The sequence below is a fragment of the Sphingomonas sp. R-74633 genome (genome assembly GCF_013416555.1).
Classification (GTDB): Bacteria; Pseudomonadota; Alphaproteobacteria; order Sphingomonadales; family Sphingomonadaceae; genus Sphingomonas.
On the sequence record NZ_JACCFG010000001.1, the window covers coordinates 99,457 to 115,706 of the forward strand.

At 63.1% G+C, this 16,250-nt stretch carries 13 protein-coding genes; 12 read left to right on the forward strand and 1 reads right to left on the reverse strand.

Features of this window, described 5'->3' with window-relative positions; all coding sequences use genetic code 11:
• Positions 1 to 131 precede the first annotated feature (131 nt).
• The gene (locus HZY97_RS00400; protein WP_180139226.1) at positions 132 to 1,427 is read right to left on the reverse strand and encodes an MFS transporter; all 1,296 of its coding nucleotides are present in this window, start codon (positions 1,425 to 1,427) and stop codon (positions 132 to 134) included.
• 83 nt (positions 1,428 to 1,510) lie between these two features.
• On the opposite strand from HZY97_RS00400, the gene HZY97_RS00405 reads away from it, so the two are divergent.
• From HZY97_RS00405 to HZY97_RS00460, 12 genes are all read left to right on the forward strand, one after another.
• Entirely contained in the window at positions 1,511 to 2,083 is a 573-nt protein-coding gene (locus HZY97_RS00405; RefSeq protein ID WP_180139229.1) for a DUF3617 family protein, read from the forward strand.
• Between the two features lie 144 nt (positions 2,084 to 2,227).
• The gene (rpsU, locus tag HZY97_RS00410) at positions 2,228 to 2,434 is read left to right on the forward strand and encodes a 30S ribosomal protein S21 (RefSeq protein ID WP_010545388.1); all 207 of its coding nucleotides are present in this window, start codon (positions 2,228 to 2,230) and stop codon (positions 2,432 to 2,434) included.
• A gap of 90 nt (positions 2,435 to 2,524) precedes the next feature.
• The gene (locus HZY97_RS00415; RefSeq protein WP_180139232.1) at positions 2,525 to 3,157 is read left to right on the forward strand and encodes an FKBP-type peptidyl-prolyl cis-trans isomerase; all 633 of its coding nucleotides are present in this window, start codon (positions 2,525 to 2,527) and stop codon (positions 3,155 to 3,157) included.
• A gap of 115 nt (positions 3,158 to 3,272) precedes the next feature.
• Entirely contained in the window at positions 3,273 to 5,354 is a 2,082-nt protein-coding gene (locus HZY97_RS00420) for an acyltransferase family protein (protein ID WP_180139235.1), read from the forward strand.
• Positions 5,355 to 5,435: 81 nt separating this feature from the next.
• On the forward strand, positions 5,436 to 7,061 hold the full coding sequence (locus HZY97_RS00425) for a hypothetical protein (protein WP_180139238.1): 1,626 nt from the start codon (positions 5,436 to 5,438) through the stop codon (positions 7,059 to 7,061).
• A 218-nt stretch (positions 7,062 to 7,279) separates the two neighbouring features.
• Positions 7,280 to 8,710, forward strand: a complete 1,431-nt coding sequence (locus HZY97_RS21100; protein WP_180139241.1) for an O-antigen ligase family protein — start codon at positions 7,280 to 7,282, stop codon at positions 8,708 to 8,710.
• Between the two features lie 19 nt (positions 8,711 to 8,729).
• Positions 8,730 to 9,449, forward strand: coding sequence for a polysaccharide biosynthesis/export family protein (locus tag HZY97_RS00435; protein WP_180139244.1), 720 nt, complete (start codon positions 8,730 to 8,732; stop codon positions 9,447 to 9,449).
• Between the two features lie 34 nt (positions 9,450 to 9,483).
• Entirely contained in the window at positions 9,484 to 11,718 is a 2,235-nt protein-coding gene (locus HZY97_RS00440; protein ID WP_180139247.1) for a polysaccharide biosynthesis tyrosine autokinase, read from the forward strand.
• A 50-nt stretch (positions 11,719 to 11,768) separates the two neighbouring features.
• The gene (locus HZY97_RS00445; RefSeq protein ID WP_180139250.1) at positions 11,769 to 12,953 is read left to right on the forward strand and encodes a hypothetical protein; all 1,185 of its coding nucleotides are present in this window, start codon (positions 11,769 to 11,771) and stop codon (positions 12,951 to 12,953) included.
• Positions 12,954 to 13,008: 55 nt separating this feature from the next.
• On the forward strand, positions 13,009 to 13,989 hold the full coding sequence (locus HZY97_RS00450; RefSeq protein WP_180139253.1) for an NAD-dependent 4,6-dehydratase LegB: 981 nt from the start codon (positions 13,009 to 13,011) through the stop codon (positions 13,987 to 13,989).
• Positions 13,982 to 15,145, forward strand: a complete 1,164-nt coding sequence (locus tag HZY97_RS00455) for a LegC family aminotransferase (RefSeq protein WP_180139256.1) — start codon at positions 13,982 to 13,984, stop codon at positions 15,143 to 15,145. The genes HZY97_RS00450 and HZY97_RS00455 overlap by 8 nt, the downstream gene beginning before the upstream one ends.
• 178 nt (positions 15,146 to 15,323) lie before the next feature.
• Positions 15,324 to 16,238, forward strand: coding sequence for an NAD(P)-dependent oxidoreductase (locus tag HZY97_RS00460; RefSeq protein ID WP_180139259.1), 915 nt, complete (start codon positions 15,324 to 15,326; stop codon positions 16,236 to 16,238).
• Positions 16,239 to 16,250: the final 12 nt, after the last annotated feature.

Below are 16,250 nucleotides of genomic sequence, written 5' to 3' on the forward strand. Positions count from 1 at the left end.
ACTATGCCTTGCGCAATGACTTCAAACCTCTTGTCCATGGCCAGCCTCGCAGTGGACCCCGGCACAAGGCCGGGGTGACAATGGAAGGGTACGGCCAGTGAGGTCATTTGCTAATGATTAGCAATAACTCATCAATCCTCGAGGATCTGCGAATGTTTCGCAGTGTCCCGCATCCGCAGATAGGTGATCAGCGACACGCCGATCATCGCCGTGACATACCAGTAGAAGCCGCGCTCCCAGCCCTCATGCTTGAACCAGAGCGCCACGCTCGGCGCCGTGCCGCCGAACAGGGCATTGGCCAGCGCATAGGGCAGGGCGACGCCCAAAGTGCGGATATGCGCGGGGAACAGCTCGGCCTTCACCACCGCGTTGATCGAGGTATAGCCGGTGACGATCACCAGCGCGCCGGTCATCAGCAGGAACGCAGTCATCGCGTCGCGCGCGCCTTCCATTGCGACGAAGATCGGATAGCTGAGCAGCGTGCCGAATATGCCGAAGCCGATCATCAGCGGCTTGCGCCCGATCCGGTCCGATAGCGCGCCGGCCAGCGGCTGGATCGCCATGAACACGAACAGCGCCGCCGCATTGACCTGCGTCGCCGCGGCGTCCGAGAAGCCCGCGGTCTTCTTGAGGAATGCGATCGGGTAGATCGTATAGGCGTAGAAGGCGAGCGTGCCGCCGGCGGTGAGCAGCATCACCACTGCCGCCTCGCGCGGATGATCGCGGATCAGCGCCAGCGCGCTCGATTGCTTGCCCGCGTCGCGTTTGGCGAAGCTCTCGGTCTCGGCGAGCCGGCGACGCAGCCAGAACACGCCCAGCGCGAGCACCCCGCCCACCGCAAAGGGGATGCGCCAGCCCCATTGCTTCAGGTCGGCCTCGGTCATCACCGCCTGGAGCACGAGCAGCACGACCAGCGCGACAAGCTGGCCGGAGATCAGCGTGACATATTGGAAGCTGGAGAAGAAGCCGCGGTGCTTCTTGCCCGCCATTTCGGAAAGATAGGTGGCGCTGGCGCCATATTCGCCGCCCAGGCTCAATCCCTGGAGCAGCCGCGCGGCGACGAGCGCGATCGTGGCGGCGACGCCGATCTCCGAATAGCTCGGCGTCAGCGCGATGAGCAGCGAGCCTGCGCACATCAGCGTCACCGACAGCGTCAGCCCTGCCTTGCGCCCGCGCCGGTCGCCATAGATGCCCATCAGCCAGCCGCCGATCGGCCGCATGAAGAATCCGATCGCGAACACGATCCAGGCGCTGATGTCCTGGCTGGCGCCCTTGGGGAAATAATGCGGCGCGAGATAGCTCGCGAGCACGGCATAGGCGTACCAGTCATACCATTCGACCAGATTGCCCGCCGATCCCCCCAGGATCGAGCGCAGGCGGTGCGGGGGCGGGGCGGCGGGCGGCTGGGCGGCGGCGGTGCTCGTCATCGCGCCACTATAACGCGAAGATCGGTCTTGTCTTTGGCGGCGGGATCGGCTGTGGAAAGCCCAGGAATTTGGAGAGGGACTTCATGAAGATGCGTGCCACCCTTCTGGTCGGCGCCCTTGCGCTGGCCGGGTGCCAGTCCGCCGCGGAGCGCCAGGCCGCTGCCACCGGCGAGGTCGATGTGAGCAACGCCTCGATGAAGGACGTCTCGGGCCTCACCAAGGCGGCGCGCGCCAAGCAGGCGATGCAGCCGGGCACCTGGGAATCGGGCACCGAGCTCGTCTCGGCCGATTTCGGGCCGGGACCGGAGCATGACGGGCAGATGGAGGCTGCGGCGAAGATTCCACGGCACGCCGTCAAGTGCCAGAAGGCAAGCGACCTTGCGCCCGTGGACATCACGATGCTCGAAAAGGTTGGTGGCACCTGCACCTTCCCGCACTTCGTCCAGAAGGGCGGCAAGATCGACGTCGAGATCCAGTGTACCCAGGTGAATGGCGCGAAGACCACGCTCCTCTACAAGGGCACGATGGGCAAGGATGCCTATGACGTCGACGTGCAGCAGAACAGCGGCGTGAAGGGCCAGGCCGGCTATGCTGCGGTCCGCATGCGCGTCTATGGCAAGCGCCTTGGTCTTTGCACCGGAAAGCCGGCCGCCTGAGCGGCTCGCCGTATTGCTGGGGGCGTGGGGCCTGTTCGCCCTTGTAAAATAGGATTTACGCTGTTAGGTGGCCGCCCTTACGCCGCAACCTTCGCGTTCCGGCGAACCCTTTTCTATTGATTTGACCGGAGCACTGACGGGTTTATGCAGATCATCGTTCGCGACAACAACGTCGACCAGGCACTGCGCGCACTCAAGAAGAAGCTGCAGCGCGAGGGCGTGTATCGCGAGATGAAGCTTCGTCGTCACTACGAGAAGCCCAGCGAGAAGCGTGCTCGCGAGCGTGCTGCCGCGGTTCGCCGCGCCCGCAAGCTCGAGCGCAAGCGCATGGAGCGCGACAGCGCCCGGTAATCCTGCGCTCGCTCGCGCGCGCTCCCGCGCGTGAGTGTCGTGACTTTCGTGACTTTTGGGTAGCTGAATACCCGGCCTGGAGCTTTTCGCATGTCTGTGACCGCCGTTCCGCTCCAGCCCGTAAAATCCAGCTACAAGGTCTGGCTGTGGGCCGGTCTCGTCCTCGCCATTGCGATCGCAGTGGCGCTGGCCTGGACCGGCACGCGCGCTTCGGTCGCGGCCAAGGGCAGCGACGCGGAGTTCCTCGCCTGGAACAAGGGCCAGATCGGCGTGCAGACCACGCCGTCGGGCCTTGAGTATCAGGTGCTCAAGGAAGGCGCCGGCCCCAAGGCGCAGGAAGGCGACGGCGTGAAGGTGTTCACCACCGGCACGCTGCGCGACGGCACGGTCTTCCAGCCTGCCGGAGAGATTCCGCTCCAGGTCGGCGGCGCGATCCCGGGCTTCGACGAAGCGCTCAAGATGATGAGCAAGGGCTCGAAGCTGCGCGTGTGGATCCCGTCCAGCCTCGCCTATGACAAGGCCGGCCCGCAGCACCCGCTCTACGGCAAGCTCCTCCAGTTCGACCTTCAGGTGAACGACCTGATCCCGGCCGAGCAGCTGCGCCAGATGATGATGCAGCAGATGATGCAGCAACAGCAGCAGGGCGGCGGTGCTCCGGGTGGCCCTGGTGGTCCGGGCGGAGCCCCTGGCGGCCCGCAGCCGGGCGGGCCCGAGGCGCAGTAAGCGCTTGCGGTTGCGCGTTCGGCATGTCCGGTCGCTCTCTCGACGGCTGGGCGTCTGCTACGTATAGACCTGATCCGACGTGAAATTTGAATCGAATTCGGAGGGGCGGGCTGCTGTGAACTCGACGACGCAGGCGGCTGCACGCGATGGCCTGCCGGGCCAGGCTGCGTCGGCCTTGCCAGACTCCGCTGACGACTCCGCGCTCCTCACCACGCATCCGCACATGAAGTACCGCCCGGAGATAGACGGGCTTCGCGCGCTGGCCGTCGTGCCGGTCGTGATATTCCATGCCAGCAAGGATCTGCTCGGCGGGGGCTTTGTTGGGGTCGATGTCTTCTTTGTGATTTCGGGCTTCCTGATCACGTCGATCATCCTCAGCGATATCAATTTCGGTAAGTTCTCACTCATCACATTCTACGAACGGCGCGTACGGCGAATCATTCCCGCCCTGTACATGATGCTGCTGGCGTTGTTCATTGTCGGATTTGTTTCGTTCGATCCCGATCATTTGTTCGCCGCGGCGAAGGAAATCCTGGCGACGACTTTTTTCGCGTCGAACATCCTGTTCCTGCGCCAGGCGGACTATTTCGATTCTGAATCGATATTGAAGCCGCTGCTCAACACTTGGTCGTTATCGGTCGAAGAGCAGTTCTACGTCCTGTTTCCGCCGCTTCTGTTCGTGATTACACGATACTGGCGGCGAGGACTCGAGCCGGTACTCTGGTTCCTGTTCGTCGTGTCGCTCGCGTTCAGCATTGGCCTTCAGCAGGTCAATCCCGACGCGAACTTCTATCTGCCCTTCGGTCGGGCCTGGGAGCTGATGACGGGCAGTCTACTGGCGGTGGGGGCCGTGCCAGCGATCCAGCGGCCGACGACGCGCTCGATTCTCGCGCTGCTCGGCGTGGTGCTGATCGGCATCGCCATGTTTACCTATACCGATCGCACAAGCTTTCCAGGATTGGCGGCGATCCCGCCCTGCCTGGGAGCGGCATTGTTTATCCATTGCGCGCAGAACACCGGCGTCGGCCGCCTTTTCTCTATGCGGCCCTTCGTCTTCATCGGGTTGATTTCCTATTCGCTGTACCTCTGGCATTGGCCGTTGCTGTCGATAGCCCGCTATCTGACCCTCGGCGATCTGACGTTGCCGCACGCGAGCGGTGTCGTGGTGCTCGCGGTGGTCGTGGCCTATCTTTCGACACGCTTCGTGGAGAAGCCGTTCCGCTCGAAGGCGTTGAGTCGCAACAAACTGTTCACGATAGGATTCGTCGCTACGCTGGCGGTCATTGCGCTCTGCGCGGGAACCCTTGCCACGCACGGTGTCGTGTCCCGCGCCAACGCCGCGCCCGAGCAGGCCCAACAGATCGCGAAGGAATCGTCTGCCTTTGGCGCGTCGCCGTGCCTTGTGCAGGGTTCGACGCTTCCGGTGAGCGGGCAGTGCCGTATCGGCGACCCTTCCCGTCCGGTGAACGCGCTGCTGCTGGGGGACAGCCATGCGGGTCAGCTCGCGCCGCTGTTCGAGGCGGAGGCGGTGCGCAACGGCCTTTCCATGGCTCGGTTCACCAAGGCGCGTTGCCTGCCGGTGGTCACCGGCCGGTTCGAACCGGCCGATCCGATCCAGAAGGGCTGCAGCGCATTCAACGCGGCAGTACTGGACTATATCGCCCGCAATTCCGAGCTTAAGATGGTGTTTCTCGCGGCGCGGTGGGACATCTACGCTGACGGAACGATCCGTGCCGGGCCGGCGAGCGGCAAGTGGGTAGGGGATCCGCGATCCTATGTCGCTGGTCAGCTGGCGAGCTTTGCCCAAGCGATGCGCGCCCGCGGAATTGCCGTCGTGGTGTTCGGGCAGGCGCCGATCCCGATGTCGGACCCGGCGTCCTGCCTCAAGGCCGCGGCGTTCAATGGCCGGAGCAATGCCAAGTGCTTGACCTTCGATATAGGGCGCGTGGCTGCGATCGATCGGGAAGTGAACGCTTCTATCCTCGGCCAGCTTCGGGGTTCCGCCACCGTCCTGCCGCTGTTCGATCTCTATTGTGCCGGACAACGGTGCGATGCCGCCCGAGGGGGCGTCATGCTGTTCATGGACAAGGCGCACCTATCCGCCGCAGGTGCGCTGGCCATTTCCGCCCGACTTCAGCAAGTGTTCGACCGCTTGCGGCCGGCGTCGGCAGGTCCGGGTGCCGACAAGGGCAATTAATGCGTTTCCGGTGCCCGCGCGCCTCCAAAGCGGACAGGCTTTGATGCGCGCGATACCCGGCTGGTGATGGGACGGAGGATTGTGTCGACCGACGAACAATGGTTCGACAGGCGTAAGGCGCTGGGGTTGTTTGGCGCTGGCTCCGCGGCGGCGGCGGGTGCTCTTCTGCCGGGTTCGCCCGCCGCTGCCCAGGCGCAGGCGTCCCCGCCGCCGTCCGGGGTTGGGCGCGAAACCAGGTCCTTCGAATCCTTCGGCGCGCGCGCCGACGGCGCCATGGCGCCGCGTCAGCTCTTGGCCGCGATAACGGAGGCGTGGCAGTCCGCATTGCGTTTCGGCCATGATCTCCATCACCCTGGCGGCGTCTACGACATCGGCGACGCGCATTTCCCGTGGCGGCAGACCGGCGCGATCGACGCGCTGCTCGATTGCCGGGATATTGTTATTTCCGGCTGCGGCCCATCCTCGGTGTTCAAGACCACTTCGGTTGGCGGCGCCGACGTCTTCCAGCTTCGCGGTCTGCGCAATCTCCATTTCCGCGACCTGCGCCTGATGGCCGACTTGCTCGGCCGGGCGGGCTCGGGCTCAAATGCTGTGAGCATCACCGGCGGCTTCGACAATATCACCTTGATGGATATCTGGTGCGATCAGCTTCCCTCGGTCGACAAGTCCGATTTCGTCGATGGCGGCAAGGCGCTGACGATCCAATGCTTGCCGCAGACGCGCGACCTCGGGCGGCTCGTGGCGCGGCTGTTCGCCTATGGTTGCGCGCAAGGCTTCGGTGCAGACATCGACCCGGTATCATTCGCCGGCAAAAAGATGGCAGTGGACGTCGAGCTGTTCGCGGAGGCGTGTTTCACCGCGGTCGCGATTGGCGGCGAGCCCGCCTCGCGTCCTGTTCCACCCGGCGCTTATTCCGGGCTGCGGATCAGGGCGCAGGCGATCGACTGCCAGAAGGACGTGCTGCTGGGACGAGTCCATGGCATCGACGTCGATTGCCATGTCATATCGAGCAAGTCGGCCGCGGCGCGGCGGTTGGCACCGTCAGGCAAGCCCTGGCAGGCGCAGGAAGCCACCGTCGAGGCGCTGGTCTGCACCTATGCCAAGAATGCGCGCCTTCGTGTAGTCGGTGACAAGGGCGAGTGCGATCGCAAGGCGCTGATCGGGAGCGCTGACCCAGGGCACAGCGGCCGCGGCAGTGCGACCAGCAGTTGTGACATCTTTCTCGACATCGGCGGCACCGCGCCCAGGGGCGGGGTCGTTGTGGCGGATGACCACGGGCCGCCGCTAAGGGATACCGTTCTGGTCGTCACGCCGGAGACGGGCTCGGTCCCCAAATCCTTTTACGTGCCGGGCGTCGCGAACCTGATCGTGCAGGGCAGTCGTGCGCGCCTCTATGATCCGATCATCGTGGGGAGCATGCGCTTCGCGGGAAGTGACGGCAATGAGACTGCCGAGCTCGGGGGGCTGGACGGCGCGCTCGCGCTTAGGCAGCGCGCATCGTCGGAGGCTGGCCAGCTCGTCTTTGCCATTCAGAACGACAAGGGCCGTATTGTCGCAGGCATAAGAAACGACGGCGCCAGTCTCGCGGGTGCGACAATTCCTGCCGTTGGCATGATTGGGGATGTTGTTTCGGTCAAGCCGGAATATGATGAGCACAATAAGTTGATTGGATACTCGCCAATATATCGATCTTTCAGGCCTGTATGAAGATATATATCCTTGGATCGATCGTTTATTTTTGAATATTGAGTGATGATCGTGAAGATTTACTTATGGTATTATGCCAATACAACTCGAATTATTCCGTGATATTGCGGTGATGGCCGCAGAGTAGGGTTGACGCGCCGCGGCGGAGAAATTAGGGCACGGATGCAATCGGGGCTCGCGGGGCGGTTTCCGAAGTAGATTCGCGGTGGTTTCACTTGGTGCGTCGCAAGACTGATGAGGACCGTGCATCGGCCCAATTCTGGGTGCTGTCAGCATTCCTGGCGGTGACGTTCGCTTTCGGTGGTGGCGCGCGTGGTGATATCCAGTCGCTGATTTTTCTGCGCCCGCTGTCGGTCCTTATGTGCGGCTTCGCAATCTGGACAATCCGACCCGGGGTACTTCGCGCGAGCAAGTTCCTCCTCGGTTTCGTAGCCGCCATCTTCGCCGTTGCGTTAATTCAGCTCATCCCGTTGCCGCCGAGCATCTGGGCGTTGCTCCCCGGGCGCGGCGTTCTCGCTGAAGTTGACCGGCTCAGCGGGGAGGGGGCGACCTGGCGGCCGCTCAGCATGGTGCCGAGCGCGACCTGGAACGCCGTTTTCTCATTGTTCGCGCCGCTTGCTGTGCTGCTTCTCGCAATTCAGCTGCGCCGGCGCGATCTGTCGCGGATTCTGCCTGTTCTGATCGTGGTCTGCTTCGTTTCGGGTCTTGTCGGCCTGTGTCAGATGCTCGACGGCTCGCGCAGTGCCTTCTATTTCTACGAGATCACCAACCGTGGCTCGGCGGTGGGGTTGTTCGCTAACCGCAATCACGCCGCGGTGTTCCTGGCATGCATCTTCCCGATGCTCGCGCTCTTCGCCTCGGAGCCGGTTCGGATGGTCGATCATGCTCGAGTGCGGCAGGGGTTGGCGGTTGCAATCTCGCTCATCGTCGTTCCCCTGATCCTGGTGACGGGCTCGCGCGCTGGCTTGATCGCGGGCGCGTTCGGGCTGCTTGCGGTGCCGTTCCTCTATCGCGCTCCTGAGATTGAAGGGCAGCTCAAGCGCGGCGCGCGCCGGTCGATCGCGCCGCTCGTGATCGTGGGTGCATCGGTGCTCGGCGTTGCCGCGGTGACGATCCTACTCGCGCGTGGCCAGGCATTCGACCGTCTCATCGCGCCTGGCCAGGCGGAGGATGCGCGGTTCGGCATGTGGGGGCCGATTGCTCACATGGCTTCCGGTTACTTTCCCTTCGGATCCGGTCTGGGGTCGTTCCAGCAGGTCTATCAGATCCAGGAGCCGCTTAGCCAATTGCGCACGACTTACGTCAACCATGCGCACAACGACTGGCTCGAAATCTATCTCACCGCCGGCCTGTGCGGGCTGCTCGCGCTCGTCACCGCCGTGGTCGCTTGGGCGGTCGCCTCCCTTCGGGTCTGGCGGCAGGCGGCGACCGGTGCCTCGGCAGCGGCTTATGGCCGATTAGGCTCGGTGGTTCTTTTGATCCTTGGCTTTGCCAGCGTGGGTGACTATCCTCTCCGTGTTCCTTCGCTAGCTTGTTTCGCGGTCGTCGCGGCAGTGTGGTTGCTCGACGGCATGCGAAGCCGGAACGGCCATCTATATCTGCTACGAAACAAGGCTGGAGCGGGCGCTCCGGAGATAGCGGGTTCATGAGTTCGCAACGAGTGTCGCAATGATCAAACTAGCCCTGCCTCTATTTATCTGCATCGCACTTGCCGGCTGCACCGGGGACAAGCGTTCGCTGATGACCCCCGGCGCGCCCTCCAACATCCAGGTGGCGCAAGGCGAGTTGCCGCCGCCCGAGCGCACGGATCTGTTCGAGCAGAACCGCCCGTACCTGATCGGCCCGTTCGACAAGCTGGTCATCGACGTGTTCGGGATCGAGGACCTAAGCAAGAAGGAAGTTCAGACCGATGCCGGTGGACGCATTTCCTTCCCGCTCGCCGGGATCATCGAGGCCGCCGGCAAGACCCCGGGCGAGCTTGAGAAGATCATCGAGGATCGGCTTCGCTCGCGTTTCGTCCGCGATCCGCAGGTTACCGTCAATCTCAAGGAGACGGTCAGCCAGGTAATGACCGTGGATGGCGAGGTGAAGGAGCCGGGCCTCTATCCGGTCGTCGGCAAGATGACGCTGATGCGCGCGGTCGCCACGGCGAAGGGGGCGACGGAATTCGCGCGCCTCAGCGACGTGATCGTCTTCCGTACAGTCGATGGCAAGCAGATGGCTGGCATCTACAATTTGAAGGCGATCCGGAGTGGCTATTATGGCGACCCAGAGGTCTTCGCCAACGACGTGATCGTTGTCGGCGACTCCCAGGCGCGGCGAGTCTTCCGCGATGTGTTGCAGGCTACGCCGCTCTTGACCGCGCCCCTGATACTGCTGCTGCAGTAACGCGCCGCCATCAGTGATTTATTGAGAAAGCGATATGTTTCAGACTTCTGCCGCCAAGAACCTCGCGGTTCAGCCTCAAACTGGCGCCGTCGTCGAGGGCGGCGGTCATGAGTTCTCCGCTGCCCCGATTCTGCTCCAGTACTGGCATATCGTGCTGCGCTGGAAATGGGTCATAGCGAGCATCGTGGCGGCGTCGCTCGCCGCGGGTCTGGTGATCAGCCTGCTGATGACGCCGAAATATACGGCCACTGCTCGCATCGAGATCAGCCGCGAGCAGAAGAACATCACGAACGTCCAGGGCATCGAATCGCCCGAGGCCAGCCGTGATCTGGAATTCTATCAGACTCAGTATTCGCTGCTTTCGGCCCGCTCCCTGGCCGAGCGCGTCTCGCGCACGCTGAAGCTCGGATCGAGCCCGGAGTTCTTCCGTGCCTTCGGCGTCGATATCAGTAACGGTTCGTTCTTCGGCCGCGACGAAGGACCTGTGACGGCGCAGGAGCGCGCCAATCGTGAAGCCCTTGCCGTTCAGCTTCTTCTAAAGAACGTGGCGGTCCAGCCCGTTCGTAACTCGCGCCTCGTTGACGTTGGCTTCACGAGCGCATCGCCGACGCTCTCGGCGCAGATCGCCAATACCTGGACCCAGCAGTTTATCGAGTCGAGCATCGATCGCCGATTCGCGTCAACGTCGGATGCCCGCAAGTTCCTTGAGGAGCGTTTGAACGAACTGCGCGCGAAGGTTGAGAATTCCGAGCGCGAGGCGGTTAACTATGCCCAGAGCAAGGGCATCGTCGCCCTTGGGCGCAGCAAGGGTGCGGATGGCCGTAGCGAGGTCGACCGAACCTTGGTGTCCAGCGACCTCGAGGCGCTTAACGATGCGCTGGCGCGTGCAACTGCGGACCGAGTGACGGCGGAGAGCCGCCAGCAGGCGAGCGGCCAGAACGCGAGCCCCGAGGCGCTTTCCGGCACCTCGTCGATCTCGATGCTGCGCCAGCGACGAGCGGAGGCGGCTGCCGAATATCAGAAGCTTCTGGTTCAGTTCGAGCCTGGCTATCCCGCCGCGCGCGCGCTTGCGGAGCAGATCCGCAGCCTGGATGCGAGCATTGCCCGCGAAGAGGCGCGAGTTCGCACTGGCCGCTCGCGCGAATATACCGAAGCGCTCGAGCGCGAGCAGAACCTGCGCGCGCAGGTCGAGGCGCTAAAGGGCCAGATGAACACGCAGCAGCGTGATACCATCCAGTACAACATCTATCAGCGCGAAGCCGATACCAACCGTCAGCTCTATGACGGCCTGTTGCAGCGCTACAAGGAAATCGGCGTCGCGGGTGTCGGTGCGAACAATATTGCGATCGTCGACGTCGCTAAGGTACCCGAAAAGCCCTCGGCGCCGAAGCTGTCGCTGAACCTCGCCTTCGCGTTGCTCGTGGGCATGGGCCTGGCTGGTCTCGCCACGCTTGGACTCGAGCAGATCGACGAAGGCCTGAGGGAGCCGAGCCAGGTCACGCGAGCGCTGCAGGTGCCGCTGCTGGGCAGCGTTCCGGACGTCGAGGACGAAGACGTGCTGGGCCTGCTCAACGATACCAAATCGGTGTTGTGGGAAGCCTATCTCAGCATACGGTCGAACCTGGCCTTCTCCACGGACCACGGGGTTCCCCGGGCGTTCATGGTGACCAGTACGCACCCTGCAGAGGGCAAGAGCACGACCAGTTGGGCGCTGGCCAAAGTGCTGGGCCGGACCGGCAAGCGTGTCATCATCATCGATGCAGATATGCGTTCGCCCTCGCTGCACCATTTCGTCAACATGACGAACGATCGTGGCCTCAGCAATTTCCTGGCGGGGGAGAACGAGTGGGCAGGCTCGGTCGTCGAGACTGGCAGCCCGGGACTCAGCGCGATGTTCGCCGGGCCGACACCGCCCAGCGCGGCCGAACTGCTCAGCGGTGATCGGATGCGTACGCTCACCAAGGAGCTGCTGGAGAATTACGACCACGTTGTGATCGATTCCCCGCCGATTCTGGGCTTGGCCGACGCTCCGCTTCTGTCGCGCGTGGTCGAGGGCTGCATCTTCGTCGCTCAGGCGGAAGGCGTCGCTATTCGCGGCCTGCGTGCGTCGCTCGAGCGCTTGCGCTCGGTCCACGCCCATGTCTTCGGCACCGTGCTGACAAAGCTCAAGGCGCGCCAGGCGGGCTATGGCTATGGCTATGGCTATGGCTATGGCTATGGCGGCAGCGGCGACGCCAAGGGCGACGCCGAGACGTCGGTCCTGAAATAATGCCTGCTTTGGGGAATGGTAGCGCAGGGCGTATAGCCGGGCGCGTCGCGTTGGCAGCGCTGACCGTCGCTCTGTCGGCTTGGGCCGGGCTGTTCTCCGCCGTGGAATATCTGCGTTATCACAACCCGCCGCGCGCGCTCGCCCTAAATGCAAACGATGCAGGCGCCCTAGTCCGTAACATGGACAATCAGATTCAGCGGGTGGGCCAGGTCCCCAGTGCGAATGCGCTGGCCGATGTGGCGCACCGCGCGCTTCGCTCGGCGCCGCTGTCAGCGGGTGCGGTGCGTCTTCTGGCAATTTCCGAGCAGCTACGCGGAAAGGCCGCCTCTTCCGAGCAACTGCTGTATCTATCCTCTCGCCTGTCGCGGCGCGATCTCGGCACGCAGCTCGCGCTGATCGAGATGATGGTTCAGAACAACGACATTCCAAAGGCGCTGGAGCATTATAATATCGCGCTGACTACGGCGAAGGACGCGGAAGGCATCCTCTTTCCAATCCTTGCCGAGGCGATCGAGGATCCGGTAGTCGGCAATGCGTTCATCAGCCAGGTCCGCGCGGGGCATTCCTGGATCGGTGCTTTTCTGAGCTACGCGATCCGTGCCGGCGGGCACTCGCAGACTGTGGCTCGGATATTGGCTGCTTCCGGTGCTGCTCCGCGTATCGATCCGAACGAGAACATCAAGAGCCTCCTGCTGGTCGGTCTTGGCGCGGAAAGGCATTTCGATACGCTGCGTCAAACCTTCCTGGGTATGCGTGGCGCCAAGGCAGAACTGCTTACGGCTGCCGGTTTCAACCCGGACAGCACCAAGCCGACCTGGGCGCCGGTCTCCTGGCAGCTCACGGGTGCTGCGCCGCTCTCGGTCGGCTTCCAGCGCCGAGAGGCAAGCGGCGAGACGACGGACCTGCATGTGCTTCTCGATTCCGGGGCGCAGCTGATCGCGGCACGCAAGTTGCTGTTCCTGCGTCCGGGGACCTACCATCTCAGGTCGAATCTCCAGAGCCAGTCCTGGCCTGCGGGCGCCGATGGTCGCTGGGCCTTGAAGTGCGCGCTCTCCGCTGCGGAGCCGACGATCTGGATGGGGACATTCGGCAGCGGCGGCACGATGCAAACGCCGACCGCGATCCAGGTTTCGTCGCAATGTGGGGTTCAGTACCTCGATCTCATTGTCACCTCGCCAGAGGGCCAATCGCCGCTTGAGTTCGTGATTTCGTCACCTGACTTGCGCGCAGGCTGATCTCCGCGCTGGGGCGGCTGCAAAACTCAGAATCTGATCGATTGGGATAGCATAGATGGCAAAGGTGTTGGTTACCGGGGCGGATGGGTTCATCGGCTCCCATCTGGTCGAGTTGCTGCTCGCGCAGGGCCACGAGGTCACTGCACTCTCGGTGTACAATTCTTTCAACTATTGGGGCTGGCTCGAAGACGTCGCCGCCAGCGATGCCCTTCGGATTGTCTCGGGCGATGTCCGCGATCCGCATTTCTGCCGCGTCATCACCAAGGGCCAGGATTTGGTGTTCCACCTGGCCGCCTTGATCGCGATTCCCTACTCCTACGTCGCGCCGGCGAGCTATGTGGACACGAACGTCACCGGCACGCTCAACATGTGCCAGGCAGCGCTCGAAAATGGTGTCGGACGCTTCATCCATACCTCGACGAGCGAAGTGTACGGTACCGCGTGCTACGTCCCGATCGACGAGAAGCATCCGCTCCAGCCGCAATCGCCTTACAGCGCTTCAAAAATCGGCGCGGATGCGATGGCAATGAGCTACCACAATGCCTTCGACCTTCCCCTCACCGTGGCAAGGCCCTTCAACACCTATGGCCCCCGCCAGTCGGCGCGCGCGGTGATCCCGACGATCATCAGCCAGATCGCCAGCGGCCAGGAGCAGATCAAGCTGGGTGACATCACCACTACGCGTGACTTCAATTATGTGACCGACACTTGCCGCGGCTTCCTGGCGCTAGCCGAATGTGACGCGGCGGCAGGCGAGACCGTCAATATCGGCTCGAACTTCGAGATCTCGGTGGGCGACACGCTCAACCTGATCCGCGAGCTCATGAACAGCGATGTGGAGTTCATCGAGGACCGGCAGCGCTCCCGGCCGGAAAAGTCCGAAGTCTTCCGCCTGTGGTGCGACAACGCCAAAATTGCCGAGCTCACGGGGTTCAAACCGGAAGTCGACATTCGGGCCGGCCTCCAGAAGACCATCGACTGGTTCGTGGAACCCGCCAATCTAGCGAAATACAAGCCGGGTCTTTACAATGTCTGAGACCGGGACCGCCGATCGCCTGATCCAGTTCATTCGCGAAGAATATCGCACGAGTGATCCGATTCCGCTGCACGCGCCGGCATTCCGGGGCAATGAGCAGAAATATGTCGCGGACGCGATCGAGAGCACCTTCGTGTCGAGCGTCGGCGCCTACGTCGACCGATTCGAACGCGATATCGAGGCGTTCACGGGTTGCGAACGGGCCGTTGCGACGGTGAACGGCACGGCGGCGCTGCATATCGGATTGCGGTTGCTGGGCGTCGGCCCGGGTGATCTGGTAGTGACGCAGCCATTGACCTTCGTCGCAACCTGCAACGCGATCTCCTATTGCGGCGCCGAGCCGTTGTTCATCGATGTCGATCGGCATACCATGGGCCTGTCTCCTGCTGCGCTGGCCGCCTGGCTCGAAGAGAATGCGTTCGTGGACGATGACGGCCTTTGCCGTACCAAGCAGGCCCAGCGCGCGATCCGAGCCTGCGTGCCGATGCACACGTTCGGGCATCCCGTGGAACTCGATCGGCTGGTGGATGTCTGTGCGATCTGGGGCATCCCGTTGCTGGAGGATGCGGCGGAATCGCTGGGGAGCTACTATAATGGACGCCATACTGGCACCTTCGGAGCGGTGGCCACGCTAAGCTTCAACGGCAATAAGACGATCACCACAGGTGGCGGCGGCATGGTGTTGACGTCGCACGCACTCGGCGCACGGGCAAAGCACATTACGACCACGGCGAAGGTCGCGCATCCGTTTGAATATGTGCATGACGAGGTAGGCTATAATTATCGCATGCCCAATCTGAACGCGGCGCTCGGTTGTGCTCAAATGGAGCAGCTCGCGGGCTTCCTCGCGGCAAAGCGTGCGCTGGCGGAGCGCTACGCAGCGCTGCTCGACGGCAACGAATATCAGTTCGTGCGGGAGCCGGAAGGGTGCCGTTCGAATTACTGGTTGAATGCCGTGATTTGCGAAGGCCGCGAGCAACGCGACGCGCTGCTCGGCCAGACTAACGGTCAAGGCGTGATGACGCGCCCGATCTGGGCCTTGATGAACCACTTACCGATGTACGAGAAGTCGATACGGGGAGACCTCAGCAACGCGCAATGGCTCGCGGAGCGGGTGGTCAACCTGCCCAGCAGCGTGCCGCCCGCTCAACTTTGAAGGTTTGGGGTATCACCCTTTTGCGCTTGCGGCTGGGAAAGTGGGTATTTCCGCTTCGGCGGGGCCGGGATGACCAGTCACCTTCGGCGCATCGCAAATTGACTTTGCATGTGCCGGTTTGTCGTGTGAAGGGGCGTCGTACCCGGGCCGGCGAACGCCGACGAATGTGGGGGGACGCGTGGTAGTCTTGGTATCCGGAGCCGCCGGTTTTCTAGGCAGCCGGCTGGTCAATACGCTGGCGCGATCGGGGCGCCCGGTCGTCGCGTTCGCACGTGGGGATGCGCCCGCCGAGATCGGCGGACTAGATGGCGTCCGCTGGGTCCGCCGTGACCTCGCGGCGGACGGAATCGATGCCGCCGACTTCCCCGATGTCGAGGCGGTCGTCCATCTCGCCGGAGCGACCGCAGGCGCACGGCCGCAGCCGGGGCGCGAAGAGAGCTTCTATGTCACTGCGAACGAGCAGACGACTATATGCCTGCTCGAGGCGTTTGCGCCGCGCGTGCGGCGTTTCGTCCTTGCTTCCTCGCAGGTCGTCTATGGCGCACCCAACAATCTTGCGGTCACCGAACAGTTTCCGCTGATCGGCACAGGCCCTTATGCCACAAGCAAGATAAACAGCGAGAATTGGGGGCGTTCTTTCCAGGCGCGCTACGGCGGCACGTATCTGGCACTGCGCCTTTGCGGATTCATCGATGGGGGTGGGGTTACAGATTATCTGATCGACACGCTGGCTGCCGGAAAGCCGGTCGAGCTATTTACCGGAGGCCGAATCCGGCGCGACTATCTGCCGGCGGAAGACGGCGTTGCGGCGCTTGTCGCCGCGATCGACGCGCCCGTCGAGCCGGGCTTCGTGCCGATCAATATCGGTTCCGGCCAGGTGGTTTCCTCGCGCGAAATAGCGGACATCGTCAAGCAGGCGCTCGGTGCCGAAGCTGAGATCAGGCTGCTGGACAACAAGGCCCCCCAAGGGGACTTCGTTTTCGACGTCGATTGCGCGAGGCGCGTGCTGGGCTTCGCACCCACCGATCTGCGTGAGGCGATCCGACGTTACGCGGCGGTCCGCAAGGGACAATTGCAAGGACTGGACAATTGAAGCGATCGATCA